General features: G+C 33.2%; 15 protein-coding genes and 1 tRNA gene. 11 read left to right on the forward strand and 5 right to left on the reverse strand.

Annotated features, from left to right (window positions below; translation table 11 throughout):
- The first annotated feature begins 11 nt into the window (after positions 1-11).
- From ES045_RS14320 to ES045_RS14350, 7 genes are all read left to right on the forward strand, one after another.
- On the forward strand, positions 12-2,342 hold the full coding sequence (locus ES045_RS14320; RefSeq protein WP_147116968.1) for a family 20 glycosylhydrolase: 2,331 nt from the start codon (positions 12-14) through the stop codon (positions 2,340-2,342).
- A gap of 3 nt (positions 2,343-2,345) precedes the next feature.
- Positions 2,346-3,656: an alpha-L-fucosidase gene (locus ES045_RS14325; protein WP_147116969.1), complete on the forward strand. Its 1,311-nt coding sequence runs from the start codon at positions 2,346-2,348 to the stop codon at positions 3,654-3,656.
- A 37-nt stretch (positions 3,657-3,693) separates the two neighbouring features.
- Entirely contained in the window at positions 3,694-5,043 is a 1,350-nt protein-coding gene (locus ES045_RS14330) for an alpha-L-fucosidase (RefSeq protein WP_147116970.1), read from the forward strand.
- Positions 5,044-5,186: 143 nt separating this feature from the next.
- The gene (locus ES045_RS14335) at positions 5,187-7,511 is read left to right on the forward strand and encodes a GH92 family glycosyl hydrolase (protein ID WP_147116971.1); all 2,325 of its coding nucleotides are present in this window, start codon (positions 5,187-5,189) and stop codon (positions 7,509-7,511) included.
- Between the two features lie 3 nt (positions 7,512-7,514).
- On the forward strand, positions 7,515-9,746 hold the full coding sequence (locus ES045_RS14340; RefSeq protein ID WP_147116972.1) for a GH92 family glycosyl hydrolase: 2,232 nt from the start codon (positions 7,515-7,517) through the stop codon (positions 9,744-9,746).
- A gap of 116 nt (positions 9,747-9,862) precedes the next feature.
- Positions 9,863-10,630: an endonuclease/exonuclease/phosphatase family protein gene (locus ES045_RS14345; protein ID WP_317131314.1), complete on the forward strand. Its 768-nt coding sequence runs from the start codon at positions 9,863-9,865 to the stop codon at positions 10,628-10,630.
- An 18-nt stretch (positions 10,631-10,648) separates the two neighbouring features.
- Complete coding sequence (locus tag ES045_RS14350; protein WP_147116974.1) at positions 10,649-11,833, forward strand: PNGase F N-terminal domain-containing protein; 1,185 nt, start codon at positions 10,649-10,651, stop codon at positions 11,831-11,833.
- 116 nt (positions 11,834-11,949) lie between these two features.
- Here the strand turns inward: ES045_RS14350 and ES045_RS14355 are convergent.
- The 3 genes from ES045_RS14355 to ES045_RS14365 form a co-directional block, all read right to left on the reverse strand.
- A tRNA-Ser gene (locus ES045_RS14355) sits at positions 11,950-12,036 on the reverse strand.
- A 2-nt stretch (positions 12,037-12,038) separates the two neighbouring features.
- On the reverse strand, positions 12,039-12,563 hold the full coding sequence (gene rimM, locus ES045_RS14360) for a ribosome maturation factor RimM (protein ID WP_147116975.1): 525 nt from the start codon (positions 12,561-12,563) through the stop codon (positions 12,039-12,041).
- A 19-nt stretch (positions 12,564-12,582) separates the two neighbouring features.
- Complete coding sequence (locus tag ES045_RS14365; RefSeq protein ID WP_147116976.1) at positions 12,583-13,116, reverse strand: 30S ribosomal protein S16; 534 nt, start codon at positions 13,114-13,116, stop codon at positions 12,583-12,585.
- A gap of 381 nt (positions 13,117-13,497) precedes the next feature.
- On the opposite strand from ES045_RS14365, the gene ES045_RS14370 reads away from it, so the two are divergent.
- The 4 genes from ES045_RS14370 to ES045_RS14385 all read left to right on the forward strand — a co-directional run bounded on the left by ES045_RS14370 (position 13,498) and on the right by ES045_RS14385 (position 20,498).
- Positions 13,498-13,944 carry a ferritin-like domain-containing protein gene (locus tag ES045_RS14370; RefSeq protein WP_147116977.1) on the forward strand — a complete coding sequence of 149 codons (447 nt, stop codon included), beginning with the start codon at positions 13,498-13,500 and terminating at the stop codon, positions 13,942-13,944.
- 172 nt (positions 13,945-14,116) lie between these two features.
- Complete coding sequence (dnaE, locus tag ES045_RS14375) at positions 14,117-18,454, forward strand: DNA polymerase III subunit alpha (RefSeq protein WP_147116978.1); 4,338 nt, start codon at positions 14,117-14,119, stop codon at positions 18,452-18,454.
- An 80-nt stretch (positions 18,455-18,534) separates the two neighbouring features.
- Entirely contained in the window at positions 18,535-19,848 is a 1,314-nt protein-coding gene (locus ES045_RS14380) for a D-arabinono-1,4-lactone oxidase (RefSeq protein ID WP_147116979.1), read from the forward strand.
- Entirely contained in the window at positions 19,848-20,498 is a 651-nt protein-coding gene (locus ES045_RS14385; RefSeq protein ID WP_147116980.1) for an HAD family hydrolase, read from the forward strand. Before ES045_RS14380 ends, ES045_RS14385 begins: the two co-directional genes overlap by 1 nt.
- Before the next feature lie 154 nt (positions 20,499-20,652).
- On the opposite strand, the gene gldA is transcribed toward ES045_RS14385, so the two are convergent.
- Complete coding sequence (gldA, locus tag ES045_RS14390; protein WP_147116981.1) at positions 20,653-21,546, reverse strand: gliding motility-associated ABC transporter ATP-binding subunit GldA; 894 nt, start codon at positions 21,544-21,546, stop codon at positions 20,653-20,655.
- Positions 21,547-21,592: 46 nt separating this feature from the next.
- Entirely contained in the window at positions 21,593-22,363 is a 771-nt protein-coding gene (locus tag ES045_RS14395; RefSeq protein ID WP_147116982.1) for a hypothetical protein, read from the reverse strand.
- Position 22,364: the final 1 nt, after the last annotated feature.

Here is a 22,364-nt window from a genome sequence, read left to right on the forward strand (position 1 = left end):
TTTTTATAAAAATGAGTGTATTCAAAAAAATGCTGGTTATGGCTATAATTGCCATAACAGTTTCCTGTCAAAAAAGTAATGAAGATATAATTTTCACTGAAAATGATATTGCAGTGATTCCTAAACCAGCCAAACTACTGCTGAATAAAGGTGCTTTTCAGTTTGATGAAAACACCAAATTTATTTTAGCTGCTGCATCTCAAGAAGAACTAACGTCGGTTTTAATCGATAAATTTAAGAATGTATCTGGCTGGGATTTAGACGTTTTAGAACAAACTCCAAAAGAAAACTATGTTCAGTTTATTATTGATGAAAACTTAGACGATGAAGCCTATAAGTTGAATGTAAACTCTAATCGTGTTTTAATTACTTCAAAAGGAGATGCTGGTTTTATATACGGTATAGAAACACTTAGGCAACTGCTTCCTGTAGCCATTGAAAGTTCTAATTCGGTTTCAGGCACAGATTGGTTCATTCCTAATCTTACAATTGAAGACCAACCTCGTTATAAATATAGAGGTTTAATGTTAGATGTATCTCGTCATTTTTTCGAAATAGAATATCTAAAGAAAACCATAGATCGTTTGGCAATGCTTAAAATGAATGTATTGCATTTGCATTTAGTAGATGATCAAGGATGGCGTATCGAAATTAAAAAATATCCAAAATTAACGGAAGTTGGTGCTTGGAGAGTAGATCAAGAAGACAAACATTGGGATGGTAGATATACAACATCCGCAGATGAAAAAGGAACCTATGGAGGATTCTATACACAAGATGAATTAAAAGATTTAGTAGCCTATGCAGCAACTAAAAATATCGAAATTATTCCAGAAATTGAAATGCCTGCACATGTATCGTCTGCAATTGCAGCATATCCAGAATTGTCTTGCCATGAAAAACCTATAGGAGTTCCTTCTGGCGGAGTTTGGCCAATTACGGATATTTATTGTGCTGGAAAAGAAAACACATTTGAGTTTCTAGAAAATGTTTTAGAGGAGGTAATGGAGATTTTTCCATCAAAATATATTCATGTTGGTGGTGATGAAGCAACCAAAACCAATTGGAAAAAATGCCCTGATTGTAACAAAAGAATGCGTTCAGAAAATTTAGAAAATGTTGAAGAACTACAAAGTTATTTCATTAAAAGAATGGAAAGCTTCATCAACTCTAAAGGAAAAAGGTTAATTGGTTGGGATGAAATTTTAGAAGGTGGTATTGCACCAGAGGCTACTGTAATGAGTTGGAGAGGTACCAAAGGTGGTCTTGAAGCGGCAAAACAAGGGCATGATGTTATTATGACTCCTGGTTCTCATTGTTATTTTGATCATTATCAAGGGCCACAAAATGAAGAGCCATTGGCTTGGGGTGGTTATACGCCTTTAAGCAAGGTGTACACGTTTGACCCTGTTGTAGAAGGAATGACAGCTGCAGAAGCGAAACATGTTTTAGGCGGACAAGCGAATTTATGGTCAGAGCAAATAAAAACAACATCTCATTCAGAATATATGATTTTCCCTAGATTGGCTGCATTATCTGAAACGCTATGGTCAACCAAAGAATCTCGTAATTGGGAAGATTTTTCAACTAGAATCGTTACCATGTTTGGGCGTTATGATTATTTAAATATCAATTATGCAAAAAGTGCTTATTTGGTGATGGAAGATGTGAAAATTGATATGGATACTAAAAAAGTAACATTAGCATTGAATAATGAATTTACAGATGCAGATATTCGTTATACTTTAAATGATGCAAAACTAACGGATGCTGCGGTTAAATATACAGAACCATTGATAATTAATGAATCTACAGAAGTGCATGCGTCACTTTTTAAAAACGATGTACCTGTAGGAGTTCCATTTAACACCACTATTAAATTTCATAAAGCAGTTGGTAAAAAGGTAACTTTTAAAGAAATTTATGATGACCGTTATCAAGGTGAAGGAGAATTCGGAATGGTAAATACTTTACGTGCAACCAAAAACTACACAGATGGTCATTGGCAAGCATGGTTGGGTAAAGATATGGAGGCAGTTGTTGATTTAGGAGAAGCAACTTCTATTAAAGAGGTTGTTGTAGGTACTTTAGAGAACCAAGGCCCTGGAATCTATTTTCCAACAGCTGTAAAAGTGTCTGTTTCTAAAGATGGTAAAAACTATACAGAAGTTGGTGTAGAGAAAAGAGCATTTGCTAAAAACCCTTCTTTCGATTTAAAAGAATTTAAAGTTTCTTTTGAAGAGCAATCTGTAAGGTATGTAAAAGTATTTGCTAAAAACTTATCAAAAACCCCTGAAGGAGGTAAAGTTTGGTTATTTGTTGATGAAATCATAATTAATTAAAATATGAAAAGAATACGAATTATAATAGTGACATTACTTTTTTTCAGCATAGCAAAGAAAGGTATTGCTCAAACTAATTATATACCAACCAAAAGTAATTTGGAGGCTAGACATTGGTTTGAAGATGCTAAATTCGGACTCTTTATTCATTGGGGTGTGTACAGTATTTTGGGAGATGGCGAATGGGTGATGAATAATCAAAATATTCCAATAGATGCCTACGAAAAATTGCCTTCATTTTTCAATCCCATTGAATTCAATGCAGAAGAATGGGTTAAGATTGCTAAAAATTCAGGAATGAAATACATTACCATCACTACAAGACATCATGATGGGTTTTCATTGTTCGATTCTAAAGCTACCGATTATACTATTGTTAAAAAAACACCCTATGGAAAGGATGTTATAAAAGATTTGGCAAAGGCATGTGAGAAGGAAGGTATCAAACTTTTCTTTTATTATTCTTTATTAGATTGGCATAATGATGATTATTTTCCAAGAGGCAAAACAGGGAATAGTATCGCTGGAAGAAAAGAAGGTGATTGGAATGCCTACATAAATTTTATGAAAGCTCAATTAACAGAGTTGTTAACCAACTATGGTGACATTGCTGGAGTTTGGTTTGATGGAGATTGGGATAAAAAAGATGAAAATTGGCATTATGATGAGATTTATGAATTAATTCATAGTATACAACCGCAGTGTTTAATTGGAAATAATCATCACGAAGCATTAAAGACAGGGGAAGATTTTCAAATGTTTGAAAGAGACTTACCAGGCGAAAATAAAACAGGTTTTGGCACATCAGAATCACTTATTGGTCGTTTACCAAGAGAAGTATGTGCTACCATTAATGGTTCTTGGGGATTTAATTTACAAGACAAAAAACATAAAACAAAAAAGGAACTTGTTCACTACTTAGTTAGAGCGTCTGGGTTTGGAAGTAATTTATTATTAAATGTCGGCCCAATGCCGAATGGAAAAATACAAGAGGAACATATATATTCTCTTTCTGAAATAGGTAACTGGCTGCAAACAAATGGGGAAACTATCTACGGAACCAAAGCTGGAATTATAGCACCTAGCAAAGATTGGGTTTCAACCCAAAAAGGAAAGGTGCTTTACCTTCATTTATTAGAAAATAAAGCAAACACTTTTGTTATTCCAGAGTTTAAGGCAGCCATTAAATCGGCTGAATTATTCGCTAATAAAAAAAAGATTACAACCAAACAAACTAAAGATGGGTTACTTATAGAAATACCTAAAGCAGACCAAAATAAAATTGATACTATTATAGAAATTACTTTAGAATAAAAAGGCTGTTTTTAAAAACAAGATAAATTAATTAAAGATGAAATATTTTAAGATTATTACGGTATTAGTTTTCTTAGTTGCCAATCAAATTTCGGCACAAGAAAAACTGACGAAAGAAGAACGTTTAGAGTGGTTTAAAGATGCTAAATTAGGCGTATTTATTCACTGGGGATATTACGGTGTAAAAGGAATTGGCGAGTCGTGGTCTATGTATCACAAACGTATTTCTTATGATGATTATATGGCACAGGGAAAAGAGTTTACTGCCAAAAATTATGACCCGGAAGCTTGGGCAAAATTATTTAAAAAAATTGGCGCGCGTTATGCTGTTTTAACTACAAAACATCATGATGGCGTTGCTTTATGGGACACCAAATTTAGCCACTTAAATGTACTAGAAAAAACACCTGCAAAACGCGATTTAGTAGCACCTTTTGTAGCTGCTTTAAGAAAAGAAAACCTAAAAGTAGGTTTGTATTATTCTTTGATTGATTGGTCACATCCTGATTATGATGTGGTTTTTCCAAGACCAAATACTCGTAAAAATTATCCGCAGAAAAAACAAAATCAATTATCTCCTTGGCAACGTTTTCTTAAATTTAACAACGGTCAGTTGAAAGAATTAAGCGATACTTTTAAGCCAGATTTATTTTGGTTTGATGGTGATTGGGAAAAATCTAGCGAACAATGGAGAGCGCAATCATTAAAAGATAGTTTGTTAACATGGAATCCTAAGGTGGTTGTAAATTCTCGATTAAAAACGTACGGAGATTATAGTACGCCAGAACAAGGAATCCCTGTTGTTAGACCAGATGGTGCTTGGGAGTTTTGTATGACCATGAATGATAATTGGGGCTATTTTCCGTCTGATACCAATTACAAACCAAAGTCTCAAATTATAAGAACTTTTGTTGAAGTAATTGCTTCTGGAGGAAACTTATTATTAAACATCGGTCCAAAACCAGATGGTACCATTGCAAAAGAACAAGTAGAACGTTTAGAGGCTTTAGGAGATTGGATTAGAAAACATGAAACTGCCGTATTTAATTCAAAAGCAGGATTGCCTTATGGTCACTTTTATGGACCAACAATGTTAAACAAAGATGAAACTAAAATTTACTTGGCTTTGTTTGATGCTCCTAAAAATTACATTTCATTAAAAGGGATTCAGAATAAAGTGAAATCTATTAAAGTTGTAGGCTCTAATCAAGAATTAAGTTTTGAAAGAAATGGTGGTGCTGCTTGGAACAATATTCCTGGAATTTTAAGAATCGAAATTCCACAAGAAAAAAATCTAGACCCGAATGTAACGATTATAGAAGTTGAGTTAGAAGATGCTTTGAAATTGTACAGAGGTCACGGAAACGCTGTGGAATTAAATAAATAAAAATAGAATTAAGAAGTAATTTTTGTCATTCCGAACGAGGTACGAGAAGGAATCTTTTAGTCTAGTTTTCAATTATTAGATTGCTTCTCTACGTTCGCAATGACATCAATTCTAGACAGAATGAATAAATTAATAAGAACGATATGCCAAATATGATTTTCAAATATTCGTCGATTTTAATAATACTGCTATTTTGTGTGAACACTAGTTTAAAAGCACAAAATAACTCCTACATCGAAAGTAAAGATTTGGTCGATTTTGTAAATCCTTTAATGGGTACAGATTCTTCTTTCGATTTATCTAACGGAAACACCTACCCTGCGATTGCAACTCCTTGGGCAATGAATTTTTGGACACCAATGACGTCTAAAATGGGTGATGGTTGGACCTACAAATACGATGAAAATAAAATTAGAGGCATCAAACAAACCCATCAACCGAGTCCGTGGGTTAATGATTACGCTGCATTTTCTTTGATGGCAGTTACAGGAGATTTAAAGTTTCAGGAAGATGAAAGGCAATCTTGGTTTTCTCACAAAGCAGAAACCGTAAAACCTTATCATTACTCGGTTTATTTAGCAGATTATGATGTGGTGGCAGAAGTTGCGCCAACAGAAAGAGCGGCACATTTTAAATTCACCTTTCCAGAATCTGACAAATCTTACATTGTTCTAGATGCTTTTAACAAAGGTTCTATGGTGAAAATTATTCCTGAAGAACGTAAAATAATTGGCTATTGTAGAAATAATAGTGGCGGAGTTCCTGATAATTTTCATAACTATTTTGTGGCAGAATTTGACACCGATTTTGAACTAAATCACACCTGGACGGATGGTTGGCAATTGCTTGAAAACTCAGTAAATAGTGAAGGTGAACATGTTGGAGCTATTGTAGGTTTTAAAACTAAAAAAGGAGAAGTTGTACATGTAAAAGTAGCTTCTTCATTTATTAGTCCAGAACAGGCTGCATTAAATCTTTCGAGGGAAATTGGAGCAGATACTTTTGAAGACACAAAGAATAAAGCAAAACAAGCTTGGGAAACAGCATTGAATAAAATTCAAATTGAAGATGATAATATTGATAATTTAAGAACCTTCTACTCTTCCTTATATCGTGTTTTATTGTTCCCAAGAAAGTTTTATGAATTTGATGCAAATAATAAAGTAGTTCATTATAGTCCGTACAATGGTAAAGTGTTGCCTGGTTATATGTTTACCGACAATGGCTTTTGGGACACGTTTAGAGCAGTTTTTCCATTTTTCAATATGATGTACCCAGAGCTAAACGGACAAATTATGCAAGGTTTGGCTAATACTTATAAAGAATCTAGTTGGTTGCCAGAATGGGCAAGTCCAGGACACAGAGATGTGATGATTGGTTCTAACTCTGCTTCTATTATTGCAGATGCCTTTTTAAAAGGTGCAAAAAATATGGATGCCGAAATATTGTTTGAAGCAATGCTTAAAAATGCAACCGTTGCAGATGGTAGACCTGTAAATTCCGTAGGTAGAGCTGGTTTAGAGTATTATAATAAATTAGGGTATGTACCTTATGATGTTGATATTCATGAAAATGCTGCGAGAACATTAGAATATGCATATGCCGATTTTACAATTGCGCAAATGGCAGAAAAAATGGGTAAAACTAAAATTGCTGAAAAATACTTTGAGAAATCTATGAATTATAAAAACTTATTTGATCCTTCTACCAATTGGATGCGTGGAAAAAATGAGGATGGAAACTTCCAAAGTCCGTTTAATCCCTTAAAATGGGGTGATGCTTTTACAGAAGGAAATAGTTTGCATTATACTTGGTCTGTTTTTCATGACATCGAAGGTCTTATTGATTTAATGGGCGGTAAAGAACAGTTTGCTTTAAAACTAGATGAAGTTTTTGAAATGCCTCCAAAGTTTGATGCTTCGTATTATGGTTTTACAATTCACGAAATTCGAGAAATGCAAATTGTAAATATGGGAAACTATGCACACGGAAATCAACCCATTCAACATATGATTTATTTGTATAATTATGCAAATCAATCTTACAAAGCACAAGAAAAAGTGAGAGATGTTTTAACAAAATTATACTCGGCAACACCAGACGGTTATTGTGGTGATGAAGATAACGGACAAACATCTGCATGGTATGTATTTAGTGCTTTAGGGTTTTATCCTGTAACTCCAGGAGTTGATGAATACGTAATTGGAAGTCCGTTATTTAAAAAAGCAACATTACATTTAGAAAATGGAAACACGTTTGAAATCACTTCTGAAAACAATTCAAGCACGAATGTTTATATTCAAGATGCGTTGTTAAATGGCAAAGCATATCAAAATAATTTTATAAAGTTTGATGCGCTTCAAAATGGTGGAACTTTAAATTTCAATATGGGGAATATTCCTAATAAAAATTGGGGAACTGCTGCTGCAAACAAACCGTATTCACTAAGTACTTCAAAAAATAAATAGCCCATGAAAAAGCTTCATTTAATTACACTTTTTTTAATTTTTTGCATTCAATTTAATATGGTTTCACAAGAACCTATCGATTATGTAAATCCTTTTATAGGAACCTCTAATTTTGGCGCCACCAACCCTGGAGCAATTGCACCAAGAGGAATGGCTAGTGTTTCTCCTTTTAATGTAGCAGGAGCACAAAATTTACCATTAGAGAAAGACAGCGGTTGGTTGTCTACTCCGTATGTAAATGAAAATACTTTTTTAACCGGATTTTCTCATGTGAATTTAAGTGGTGTTGGTTGCCCAGATTTGGGTGTTGTTTTAGCAATGCCTACAACAGGAGAACTAGAAACAGATCATTTAAAATATGGAACGACTTATACCAATGAGATTGCAAAACCAGGTTATTACAGTGCTCAACTTTCAAAATATAATGTAAAAGCTGAACTTACTGCAACCACTAGAGTTGGTGTAAGCAAATATTCATTTCCAAAAGGAAAATCTAATATTTTAATCAATTTAGGATTGGGGTTAACCAACGAAGAAGGCGCTATGGTTAAAGTAGTATCGCCAACCGAAATAGAAGGCATGCGTAATGTGGGTTCATTTTGTTATTACAAACCAGAAGAATCTTATCCTGTATATTTCGTTGCAAAATTTAGTAAACCAGCAGATAAATTTGGAGTTTGGAAAAAAACTAGGAGAAACAAAGGTGTAGAAGGACAGTGGATGGGATATAATGGCAAAAAACGCTTTTATAAAAACTATCGAAAAGAGGTCATTGGCGATAGTATAGGGACTTATTTTACTTATAATTTTGAAAAACCAACGCAAGTTGAGGTGAAGATTGGGGTTTCTTACGTTAGTATAGAAAATGCCAGAGAAAATTTAGAAAAGGAAACGCAGCATTTATCATTTGATGCTATACATAAAAATACCGCTTCACAATGGAATCAATTATTATCTAAAGTTGAAGTAGAAGGCGGAACAAAAGATGATAAAACTATTTTTTATACAGCATTGTACCACACATTAATTCATCCGAATACGTTAAATGATGTGAATGGTGAATACCCAACAATGGGAAAACGCGAAACAGCCAAAACTGACGGAACACGATTTACCGTATTTTCTTTTTGGGATACCTATAGAAATTTGCATTCTTTAATGTCATTGATCTATCCAAAGCAACAATCGGATATGGTAAAAAGTATGTTGAATATTTATGATGAAAGCGGATGGTTGCCTAAATGGGAACTGAATGCAACCGAAACAACCACAATGGTTGGAGATCCTGCAGGAATTGTTTTAGCAGATACGTATTTAAGAGGGATACAAGATTTTGATATTGAAAAAGCGTATGAAGCTATGCGAAAAAGTGCTACACAGTTAGATAATAATCCGTTAAGACCAGGAATTAAAGACTATTTAACGAAAGGTTATTTATCAACAAAAACAACCAATAGCGGTTCTGTTTCAACAACACAAGAATATAATATTAGTGATTTTGCAATCGCACAATTGGCTGATAAATTAGGGAAGAAAGAAGATTATAAATTATTTTCTAATCGTGCTGTTTCCTATAGAAGTTTCTTTGACAAGGAATTTAATTTATTGCGCCCCAAGAACGATGATGGTTCATGGCACTCGCCTTTTAATCCTAATCAGGGTGCTAATTTCGAGAAAAATGTAGGCTTTATTGAAGGAAATTCATGGCAGTATACTTTTATGGTTGCGCATGATGCAAAATATTTAATGAAGTTAATGGGAGGCAAGAAAAAATATGTAGCTAAATTGGATGAAGTTTTTGAAAAAAAACAATTTGATATGGCGAATGAACCAGATATTGGGTACCCCTATTTATACAATTACGCAAAGGGTTACGAGTGGAAAACACAACAGCGTGTTACCAATTTAATTCATACATATTTTACAAATAAACCGGCTGGTTTGCCTGGAAACGATGACACCGGCACCATGTCTGCTTGGTTGATTTATAGCATGATGGGAATATATCCGGTTTCTCCTGCAGATCCTATGTACACAATGACAACACCAACATTCGACAAAATTACCATTCATTTAGACACAAGATATTATAAGAATGAGACGTTGGTCATTGAAAAAAATGGAAAAGGAAATTTAAAATCGTTTACGATTAATGGTAAAACTGAAAAGTCTTTTTTTATAAGTCATGAAACACTCACAAATGCTTCTAAAGTTCTGTTTAATTTGAAAGAATAATTGGACATAAAACGCATATAAAAAATTTAAATCAGTTTAGAATGAGGAGGATTATTTTTTTACTTTTAATAGGCTTTGTTTTTTCTTGTACTAAGGAAAATGAAAGTTATAAAATAATGACCTATAATATTAGGTATGACAATTCAAATGATGGCAAAAATCAATGGTCTAAAAGAAATGTTTTTTTGACAGATCAGATAGCCTATAATCAACCAGATGTTTTCGGAATTCAAGAAGGTTTACAGCATCAAGTGCGCTATTTAGATAGTGTTTTTGTTGCTTATTCTTATATTGGAATTGGACGAGATGATGGTAAAACGAAAGGTGAATTCAGTGCTATTTTTTATAATAAAGAAAAATTTAATATTATAAAAGAAGGTACCTTTTGGTTGTCTAAAACTCCGAATGAAATTTCTATTGGTTGGGATGCAGCTATGGAACGTATTTGTACCTACGGACTTTTTGAAAACAAAAACAACAGCGAGCAGTTTTGGGTATTTAACACACATTTCGATCATATTGGAGATATCGCTCGCGTAAAAAGTGCGGCACTAATTCTTGAAAAAATAAAAGAATTAAATACCAAAAGTTTGCCAGTAATTGTCATGGGAGATTTTAATTTAAAACCAGAAACGGCGCCAATTCAATTACTTTCAGAAGCCTTAAATGATACTAAATCTGTAAGTATCTCAAAGCCTTTTGGTCCATTAGGAACTTTTAATGGTTTTAATTTTAACAAACCTGTTACAGATAGAATCGATTATATTTTCACAAATAAAGAAGCAGTAAAAGTATTAAAATATGCTGTATTAAGTGATTCTAAAGACTGCAAATATCCGTCAGACCATTTACCTGTTATTGTAGAATTAAACTTTAAAAACTAATAATTTAATTGATATAAAATGAAGATAAAAAATTGTATGATCATCTGCTTATTCGTTTTTTGTGCGAATTTAACGGCACAAGAAGGCAGTACTAAAATGAATGTATTTAACAAGCAACCATTAAACTTTGGAGGTGAAAAAGGCTCAGATACCGAAGCGGTTCGCTTAATGAGTGGCCGTTTGGTCTATAAAAAAGTAACGATTCCTACATTTAAAAATGGTACGGATGTAAAAGTAAAATTAACAGTCCGCTCAAAAGGAGATCGTTGGGATAAATCGGGCTCTTGTTTTGTAGTATCAGATCCAAAAAAACTATCAATCCTTTCTATTACAGAAAAAGATGGAAAGTTCCCCAAAGATTCTTACGTAGATGATACATATGCTGGTTATGTATCTGGTGACAATTACAATCCTGTTACAGAACTAATGCGATTTATGACGCCTTTTGGTGTTGGATATTACAGTGATAATAAAGTAAAGTATAGAAGACCTGTTTACATTCCTAATTGGGAAAAACAAGTTGTTTGGGAACAAGACATAACGGATTTAGAAAGCTTAGTTACTGGAACTTTTTATGTAGGTGTTTGGATAGATTCTTGGACTTCGGAAGGGTATGAATTCGATTTAGAACTTACATACTCGAATAGAAAACAGAGAAAAGTCTTTGTAATGCCTTTAGTAAACACTGTTCCTTATGTTGGTGGACAGCAGATACCAGATAATTTTGCTCATAATGACTTAGAGAAAACCATCAACTTAAAAAAAGACATCAAAAATGTAAAATTACATTACATCACAACCGGACATGGTGGTCATAGTGGCGGTGATGAATTTATCAAAATAAAAAATAGTGTGTATTTTAACAATACACTTGTTTTAGATACCATTCCTTGGCGAGATGATTGTGCTTCTTTTAGAAGGTTCAACCCTACTTCTGGTGTGTGGCTGCGAAAAGATTCTGCTTCTTACATAGATTCAAAAACAAGATCTTATCAAATTAAAGAAATTGAAGAGCGCATTGCATCTTCAGATTTATCAAGATCAAATTGGTGCCCGGGTTCTTCCGTAGAACCTATGATTGTAGACTTAGGAGATTTAAAAGCAGGGACTCATTCATTAAAAATAAAAATACCTGCAACACCTGTAGATGGTGATAAATTAAATCATTGGTTGGTTTCTACTTATATTACGTATGACCAATAAGAAATTACTTCAACTATTATAAATATACTACTTGAAATAGTATTCATAAAAAAAAGCATCCAATTCTAATAGAATTGGATGCTTTTTTTAGGTATGAAAACCCATACTATAAACTGTAGAAAGGAAGGGATTCGAACCCTCGGTACCGTTACCAGTACACTACCTTTCCAAGGTAGCTCTTTCGACCACTCAGACACCTTTCTTTTTACAAATAAAGTGCTATTAATCCATCAGGAGTTTCCACTTCAATTGTATTATTTACTCTATCTACTTTTTTAATAAAATCGTCCACCATCGGAATAAAAATTTCTGTTCCTTCTCGGTCAATTTCAAAAAGTGGTTGTGCAGCTTTGTCATTTATGTGAACAATCTGTCCGACTTCACCAAAATTTACATCTACAACTGTAAAACCGATTACTTCATGAAAATAGAATTTATCTCCAGATAGTTTTGGTAACAAAGTTGAAGGCAAGTAAATACCACATTTTAAAATAGAATCTGCTTCTTCATCAGAATATACATCTTCAAACTGAACACGTAATTGATTTCCTTTATGTAGTGAACTTTTTTCAATAAAAAAAGGAACCAGATTTGTGCCGAATTCGACATAAACTGATTCCATTTCTTTGTACAACTCAGGTTCATCGGTATCTAATTTGATAACAACTTCGCCCTTAAAACTATATTTTGTAACGATTTTGCCTAAATAAAAACAATCTTCTTTACGCATCTTCGTATAAATTTATAATTTATTCTGCTGCTTTTTCTTGTGCTTCGTCAATTGTTTCAGGAGCTGCTTCCGCTGCTTCTTCAACCTCAGCAACCTCTTCAACAACTGGTTTAGCTGCTTCAATTCTTGCTTCGTTTACAGCTTTTTCTGCTGCAAATGCTTTCGCTTTTGCTTCAGATTCTGCTTTAGACAAACCTGCTTCTTTATCAGAAATCTTCGTTGCTTTTTCTTCTGTCCAAGCTGCAAACTTTGCATCTGCTTGCTCTTGAGTTAAAGCTCCTTTTCTAACACCACCAACTAAATGGTTCTTTAACATTGCACCTTTATAAGATAAAATGTTTTTTGCAGTATCCGTTGGTTGTGCACCATTTTGTAACCATTGTACAGCTTTATCAATATTTAAATCGATCACTGCAGGGTTCAAGTTAGGATTGTAAGTACCTATTTTTTCTAAGTATTTACCATCTCTTTTTGCACGAGCATCAGCGGCAACGATCCAATAGAATGGTTTCCCTTTTTTACCGTGTCTTTGTAATCTAATCTTTACAGACATAATTTGTTAATTTGTTAAGGTTCTCGACCTCGATTATTAATAACCCTACTATCTCGTAGTAAGTGGGCGCAAAATTACGAAAACATTTTCAAACTAAAACCCTAAATATCAATATTTTTTATGGCGTTTTAACAGGCTTTCACTACTCGCTTTTTTTCATCCTTCAAAAAGAGCTCAAACAGACCGTTCAATCCTTAACGCACGCACTCTTATCCTATACGAAGTTATAAAAAATAACCTTAATATTAAATGAGTTAAAATCTAAACCTTATGAATTAATAATAAAGCCCAATCTTTAATAGTTTTGCTTCAACAAATAACAGATGTGAAACAATACGCATCTCAAAACAAAATATTGGAATTTATAATGAAAATGATTGTATGAAGTACACAGAGAAAATTTCGAACAAGCTAAATGAATTATTAGAGAAAAACTACGATGCCGAAAAAGGATATATAAATTCTTCAGAGAACGTTGAGAGCACCAAGCTAAAAATTTTCTTTAAAAATAGAGCTTCAGAAAGAAGTCAGTTTGCAAAAGATTTAAGAACAGAAATTTTGTCTTATGGTCAAATTCCAGAAGATGATGGTTCTATTAAAGGAGCAATGCATAGAAATTGGATGTCATTAAAGTCTTTATTTAGTGCTAATGATGAAAAGGCTATTTTAGAGGAAGCTCTAAGAGGAGAGAAAGCAAGCTTAGAAGAGTATAAAGAAATTTTGAAAGAAGATTCTTTTGCCCCTTCAACTCAGAAAATGCTAGAAGAGCAAGAACAAAAAATTCAAGCTGCTATTAATACATTAATGGTAGAAGAAGAATTGTCATAATTGCATTAAATTTATAGATGCAATACATAGTATTGGTTGGTTACTTTTAAAAGTCGATCCTTAATTGGATTGGCTTTTTTTTTGTTGATAAGTCCAGATAAATTATGCTCTTAAATTTTTGATCATTTTGTACCTTTAACATCCCAAATTCACCATCCAAAAAGGCCCATTTATGTACTTAATTTTTGATACAGAAACTACAGGTTTACCTAAAAGCTGGAACGCTCCTATAACAAATACAGACAACTGGCCAAGGTGTGTTCAAATTGCATGGCAGCTGCATGATGAGATGGGAAATGTGTTAGAACATAACGATTTCCTTATAAAACCAGCGGGATATAACATTCCTTATGATGCAGAAAGAATTCACGGAATCTCTACGGAATTAGCAGAACAAGATGGTATTTCTTTAGAAGAATGTTTGGTTCTATTCAATGAAGTTTTAAGTAAAACAAAATTTATTGTTGGTCAGAATTTGAATTTCGACCTTAATATTATGGGCTGTGAATTCCACAGATTAGGGGTAGAAAATAATCTAGATTCTTTACCTATTTTAGATACGTGTACAGAGAAAACGGCAACAATGTGTCAGATTCCTGGGGGTCGAGGTGGTAAATTTAAATTACCAACTTTAACAGAATTACACAATCATTTATTTGGTGCTGGTTTTGGTGATGCGCATAATGCAACTGCCGATGTTGAGGCAACCACACGTTGTTTTTTAGAGTTAATTCGTATCAGAGAATTTACCAAAGAACAATTAGATGTTGATGATGATTATTTTAAAAATTTCTCGGAAGCAAATCCGAAGCCGATTCAAGTAATTGGTTTAAAACACATCAATCTTAAAAAGGAAAGCGATATTATTCGCCAACGTTTAGACAAGTTAAAAGATACTGCAGAAACCAAATCTACCTCAGATGGTTTAGCAGAATTAGAAAATGTACAATTTTCACACTTGCACAATCATACCCAATATTCTGTTTTACAATCTACCATGCAACTTGGTAACATTGTAGCCGCAGCAGCAAAAGACAATATGCCAGCGGTTGCGATGACAGATACTGCAAATATGATGGGTTCTTTTCATTTTGTGAATGCTGTTTTAAATCATAATAAAACGGCAGCAACTCCAATGAAACCAATTATTGGTTGTGAGTTTAATATTTGTGAAGATCATAAAAATAAGAAAGTAAAAGACAATGGATATCAGGTTGTTTTGTTGGCAAAAAATAAAAAAGGATATCACAATTTAGCAAAAATGTCTTCTGCTGCTTTTGTAGATGGCTTTTATTACGTTCCAAGAATTGACAGAGCACTCGTAGAAAAATACAAAGAAGATATTATTGTTTTAACGGGAAATTTGTATGGAGAGGTTCCTAGCAAGATTCTAAACCTTGGGGAAAAACAAGCGGAAGATGCTTTACTTTGGTGGAAAGAACAATTTAAAGACGATTTGTACATTGAGTTGATGCGTCACAATCAGCAAGATGAAAACATTGTGAATGAAACTTTATTGAAGTTTTCTAAAAAACACGATGTTAAAATTATTGCAACCAACAATACTTTTTACTTAGAGAAGAAAGATGCAAATGCACATGATATTTTATTGTGTGTAAAAGATGGTGAAAAGCAAGCAACTCCTATTGGTAAAGGACGAGGTTATAGATATGGTTTGCCAAATGATGAGTATTATTTCAAGTCTACGGACGAAATGAAAAAACTCTTTGCAGATCTACCTGAAGCAATTAGCAACATACAAGAAATTGTAGATAAAGTAGAGATATTTACCCTTGCTAGAGATGTTTTATTGCCTGCTTTCGATATTCCTGATGAATTTAAAGACATTGCAGATGAAGCTGATAAAGGTAAACGTGGCGAGAATAACTTTTTAAGACACTTAACGTATGTTGGTGCAGAAAAGCGATATGGCGAAATTACAGATGCTATTAGAGAACGTTTAGACTTTGAACTATCTGTTATTGAAAAAACAGGATATCCTGGTTATTTCTTAATTGTGGAAGATTTTATTCGGGAAGCAAGAAGAATGGATGTTGCTGTTGGGCCTGGGCGTGGTTCTGCAGCTGGTTCTGTAGTTGCTTTCTGTCTTTGGATTACCAATATAGATCCTATTCAATATGATTTACTTTTTGAGCGTTTCTTAAATCCAGAACGGGTATCAATGCCCGATATTGATATTGATTTTGATGATGAAGGTCGTGGACGTGTAATGGATTATGTAATTGATAAATATGGATCAAATCAGGTTGCACAAATTATTACTTACGGAACCATGGCGGCTAAATCTTCTATTAGAGATACGGCTAGGGTTTTAGATTTACCCCTTTTTGAAGCGGATAGAATTGCAAAATTAATTCCAGGAATCAAGCTAAAAAATATCTTTAGTCAAGATGCAAAAAGTATCGGAAAAGTTGCTGCCTTACGTACCGAAGAAAAACAATTAGTTGAAGAACTAAGAAGCATGTCTTTAGGAAATGATTTGGTTTCCGAAACGATAAATAAAGCCACCATTTTAGAAGGTTCTGTTAGAAATACCGGTATTCATGCATGTGGAGTTATTATTACACCCGGAGATATTACCAATTATGTGCCTGTTGCTTTGGCAAAAGATTCCGACATGTATGTAACCCAGTTTGATAACTCTGTCGTTGAAGATGCGGGTTTATTAAAAATGGATTTCTTAGGACTAAAAACGCTGACTTTAATTAAAGACACCGTTAAAATTGTAAAGGCAAAACATAATGTTGTTCTAGATCCAGAAACGTTTCCTTTAGACGATGTAAAAACATACGAGCTTTTCCAGAAAGGAGAAACGGTAGGTATTTTTCAATATGAATCTCCAGGAATGCAAAAACACATGCGTTCATTAAAACCAACTGTTTTTGCAGATTTAATTGCAATGAATGCCCTATACAGACCTGGTCCAATGGAATACATTCCGTCTTTTATTAATAGAAAACACGGTACAGAAGATATTGAATATGATTTACCTGCCATGGAAGAATATTTGGCAGAGACTTACGGTATTACAGTATACCAAGAGCAAGTAATGCTACTCTCGCAAAAGTTGGCAGACTTTACCAAAGGTGAAGCCGATGTTTTACGTAAAGCGATGGGTAAAAAGCAAATTGCGGTACTAGATAAAATGAAACCTAAGTTTGTAGAACAAGCGGCTGCAAAAGGTCATGATCCAGAAAAGTTAGAAAAAATTTGGAAAGATTGGGAAGCCTTTGCTAGTTATGCTTTTAATAAATCTCACTCGACTTGTTATGCGTGGATTGCGTATCAAACAGCCTATTTAAAAGCACACTATCCTGCAGAATACATGGCTTCTGTACTTTCTAATAACATGAAAGACATTAAAGCCGTTTCCTTCTTTATGGAAGAATGTAAACGAATGGGATTACAAGTTTTTGGTCCAGATTTAAACGAATCTTTCTTAAAATTTTCTGTAAATGATGAAGGTGCGGTAAGATTCGGAATGGCAGCTGTAAAAGGTGTTGGTGCTGGTGCGGTAAGAGCAATTATAGAAGAAAGAGAAGAAAACGGAAATTACAACTCTATTTTTGACTTGGCAAAACGTGTAGATTTAAGATCTGCCAATAAAAAATCTTTTGATAGCTTAATAAAAGCAGGTGCTTTTGATTCTTTTACAGATACACACAGAGCGCAATATTTTTCTCGTGATGAAAAAGATCTTACTTTTCTAGAACGCGCCATGAAATTCGGAAGTAAATATCAGGAAAACGAAAATTCTGCACAGGTTTCTATGTTTGGTGATGCTTCTACAGTTCAGTTTCCAGAACCAGACATTCCAGAATGTGAAACTTGGGGAACTATGGAGTTGTTACAGCAAGAAAAAGAAGTCATCGGTATTTACATTTCTGCACATCCTTTAGATGATTTTAAAAATGAATTGAAGTTTTGCAATGCTTCCTTAAAATATTTTAAAGCTGATTTGGCCAAATTTGTGAACATGAATTTAGCTTTTGCTGGTATTGTTACAGATGTACAACACAGAGTTTCTAAAGCAGGAAAAGGTTGGGCAATGTTTACGGTTGAAGATTATGGTGATAGTAACGAATTTCGAATTTTTGGGGAAGATTACCTAAGAATGCAACATTTCTTAGTGCCTAATCAGTTTTTATTCATACGTTCTACGGTACAAGCAGGCTGGACGAGCAAAGAAGGTGTTGTTGGTGAACCAAGGTTAAAGTTTACAGAGATGAAATTATTACATGACATCATGGACGAGCTTTGTAAAAAAGTAACCATTCAACTTCCTTTAAGTCAAATTAAAGAAGCTACTATTTTAAATTTAGAGTCTATATTAAAAAACAGTCCTGGTAAGCAAGGTTTAAATTTTACTGTTTGGGACGAAAAAGAGAAATTAGAAGTAAGTTTACCTAGTAGAAACACGAAGGTTCACATTACGAATGAATTATTGGCTACTTTAGACAAGCAACACATTGCTTATAAATTAAATTGATTCTAATTAACAGAAAAAAACAAAATCAAGTACTTAAAAACATATTAATGCCTATTTTTGTTTAATCTTTTAAAAAATACATGAAACAAAATAAAAACGGTGTCTGGGTAAGTTGGAATGAGAATCTTACATATAATTACAAATCACTCTACAAAATTACTACAGAAAAGGAATTACAAGAAGTTATAACAAATTCAGAAAAAGTTCGCTTTTTTGGAACAAAGCAATCCTCTGCAGATATTGCATCTGGTGTAGATACGCTAATTGACATTACTACGTATAATAAAATTTTATCTTTTAACGATGCTGAACATACAGTAACTGTGCAATCTGGTGTAATCTTAGGTGACTTACTAGAAGCAATAGAAGCGAAAGGTTGGTGTATTCCTTGTTTACCAGACATTAACACCATTACCATTGGTGGTGCTTTGGCTACGGGAACGCACGGTACAAGCGGCAAATTATTATGTGAATATATGACCAAATGTAGCATTGTACTTGCAGATGGTTCTATAAAAGTAATCACAGATAAAGACGAGTTAATAGATCCTGTGAGAGTTTCTCTAGGTGCTTTAGGTGTATTTTCTGAAATCACTTTTAAATGTGAACCAATTTATACGCTACATATAAAAGAAGGCCCTGAAAATGATGCTGTTTGGTTGCCTAAGATTAAAGAGCGTTTAAAAAAACACGATTTTCTAAGAATTTTATGGCTTCCTCATACTGATAGAGGGTATGTAATAACGGGTGACAAAATTGATCCGAATACAGAAATCATAGAAGATTTAGGCCCGAAATATTTAAAACACAGAAGAACAGCTTCTAAAATTTTGTATAAATACACGCATGTTTTTCCATGGATTACTGCGATTGCAAACAAACTTTTATACAGAGGTTTTTTTAGTTCTACAAAAGAACACAAAGGTTCGTTGTACCAAGCTACGGTTACAAAGTCTAGAGGCTCTACATTAGAATTAGCAGAATGGACGATTGGTCTCGATGTATTTCCCAAAGTTTTTGAAGAATTAAAAACTGAAATCAATAAATGGAGCAACAAATCGTTTATTCATATTCCTATGGATGTTCGTTTTGTATACAAAGATACATCTTGGTTAAGTTATGCATACGGAAAAGATACGGTTACCATGGGGTGTGTTTCAAGAAATGCCGCAACCGCAGATACCTACGAAGCATTTAAAAGTATTGAGAACATCTTTCTTAAATACGGGGGAAAACCTCATTGGGGAAAACGTTTTGCTGCTAAAGATGCAGAACTTTCTAAAATTTATGATAAATGGGAAGATTTTAAACTTTTGAGAAAAGAATTAGATCCTACTAATAAATTTTTAAATCCGTACTTAACAGAATTATTCAACGAAAAAACAAACAATTAATGGCATTACCTAAAGGATTTTTATTTGATTTTGATGGAGTTATCGTAGATAGTTTCGAAAGTCATTATTCGGCTTGGACCTCTGCTTTTAAAGAATTATTCAATAAAGAAATAGCGCCGTTTCCTAAAAGTTATGCAGGGAAATCTCCAATGATAATTGCCGAATACTTTTGTAGTGTTATTGGTGAAGAAAATCATACCGAAAAATTATATTCTCTAAAAGATAAACATTTAGATGTTTATTTTAAAGTTCCGAAGTTATTACCTGGCGTTAGAGAATTTACGGCTTTTTTAATTGAAGAAAAGATTGCTTACGGAATTGCAAGCAACGCTACAAAGTCATTTTTAAAAAACAGTACACATCATTTAGAGTTAGACTTTAACACTGTTTTTGGTTTAGAAGATTATGTAAAGCCCAAACCTGCTCCGGAAGCCTACATTTTACTAGCAGAAACATTAGGTTTTAATGAAGATGATTTTAAAGATATTTGGATTTTTGAAGATAGTTTGACAGGAACAAAAGCTGCAAAATTAGCGGGTATGGTTCCTATAGGAATTGCTACAGAATACTCTGAAGAAGAACTAAAAAAAGCGGGAAGTATCTTGGTGTTTCCTACTTTGTTGGAAGCTTATCAATATTTGACGAAATAGTTTCAAAAAGCTAAAAAAAAGAACACATCGTTACATAGAAAACATAGCACTGTCTTTTCTATGTAACATGTGTTAAAATAACGTATCTGTGGCTTGCATTTTTATAGATGTCTTAAGTCTTTCTATCCGCTAAAAAAGACAAGCAAATAAAAAACTAAGCTGTTACTTCTCTAAACAGCGTTTCTAAATTCTTATTTTGTGTATTTAGACTTAAAATCTTCAAGCTATTTTCTTGTGCAAAATCAAAAATTACAGGTCGCATGTCTTGTTCACTTTCAAAAGTAATAGACCAAGTATTGTCGTAATTATTTTTATATGAAATTACATTTGGCAATCTATTTATAAGTTGTTCTTCTATCTTATTATCAAACGTAACTGCTATTATTTGTTGATGATTTTCTTTTAATTCATCTAGTTTTTTATCAATTAAAATGACTCCTTTTTTAATGATCAATACACGGTCGCAAACCGCTTCTACTTCTTGCATAATGTGTGTAGAAAAAAGTACCGTTTTCTCTTTACCTAATTCTTTTATTAGTGCTCTAATTTCTACCAATTGATTTGGGTCTAAACCTGTTGTTGGTTCGTCTAAGATTAATACTTTGGGATTGTGTAAAATAGCTGCAGCTAAACCAACTCTTTGCTGATATCCTTTAGATAATTGATTGATTTTTTTGTGAGCTTCCGAAGTTAAACCTACTTTTTCGATACAACTCTTAATCTTACTTTTATCAACCTTAAAAACAGACGCTTGAAACTGCAAGTATTCTCTTACATACATATCTGTATATAAAGGATTGTGTTCTGGTAAATAACCAATCACTTTTTGTGCTTCTAAGGGGTTTTGTAACACATCTATTTCATCAACAAAAACAGCACCTTCATCAGGTTTTATAAAACCTGTGAGAATTTTCATCATCGTAGATTTTCCTGCACCATTTGGACCTAAAAATCCAATTACCTGGCCTTTATCCGCAGAAAAAGATACCTTATCTAATGCTTTCTGATTTTTATAAGTTTTAGAGACTGATGTAACTTTTATAGACATTTTACAAATGTAGTTTAATACTATTTAGAACGGACTTAAGAGTCTTTTAGTTTGTAGCACTAGAGTTATTTAAACGAATTTTTCTAATATTTTTCATTCTTAACCAAGCTATCTTATGGCGTTTTTTGTACAACCATAAGACTCCTAAATCGAGTAAAAAATAGAAAAAACTAATACCACTAGGCGGATTATGACTTGGTAAAAAATCGAAAATGCCCCAAGCCGTAGTTGGCCACCACCAACACTGATAACTTGTACCAACTATTTCTAAAAAAGCAACAGACAAATACATTGTTAAATAAAACAATCGTTCACGAGGTTTATTAATCAAAATTAAAAGGGTTGCAATTGTCATTACAAAGCCAAAAACATCATTTCTAAAAATTAGATATACTGTCGCATAAATTATAATGATAATTGTTATTATTTTCTCTAACTTTTTGGTATTCTTTTTAGAAAAAGATGTTTTCATAAAAAATAAAACACCTGCATACACCAAAGCATGTCCCATTGGTATATAGTATGGTACGTTTTCTAGCCTGTAAGTATACATACCCATTACAACAGAAAATAAATACTCTCCAACAAAACCAATTAAAACGGCATAAATTAGTTGCTCTCTAATTCTTGGTGCAACTTTAAAACAAGTTATGGTAAATACAATTACCATAATTGTATTTGCTAACCATTGCAAATCTCCATAATTTTCAGTTACATATACGCTATCTATGAATAAACCAATAAGAATGTAAAAAAAAAGTAGCCCTATTGTTTTTAAAAATGCTGAAAAAAATGTTTTATTTGTTACTACACTCATT

It is taken from the genome of Polaribacter sp. IC073 (genome assembly GCF_007997075.1).
In the GTDB taxonomy this organism is placed as follows: Bacteria; Bacteroidota; Bacteroidia; order Flavobacteriales; family Flavobacteriaceae; genus Polaribacter.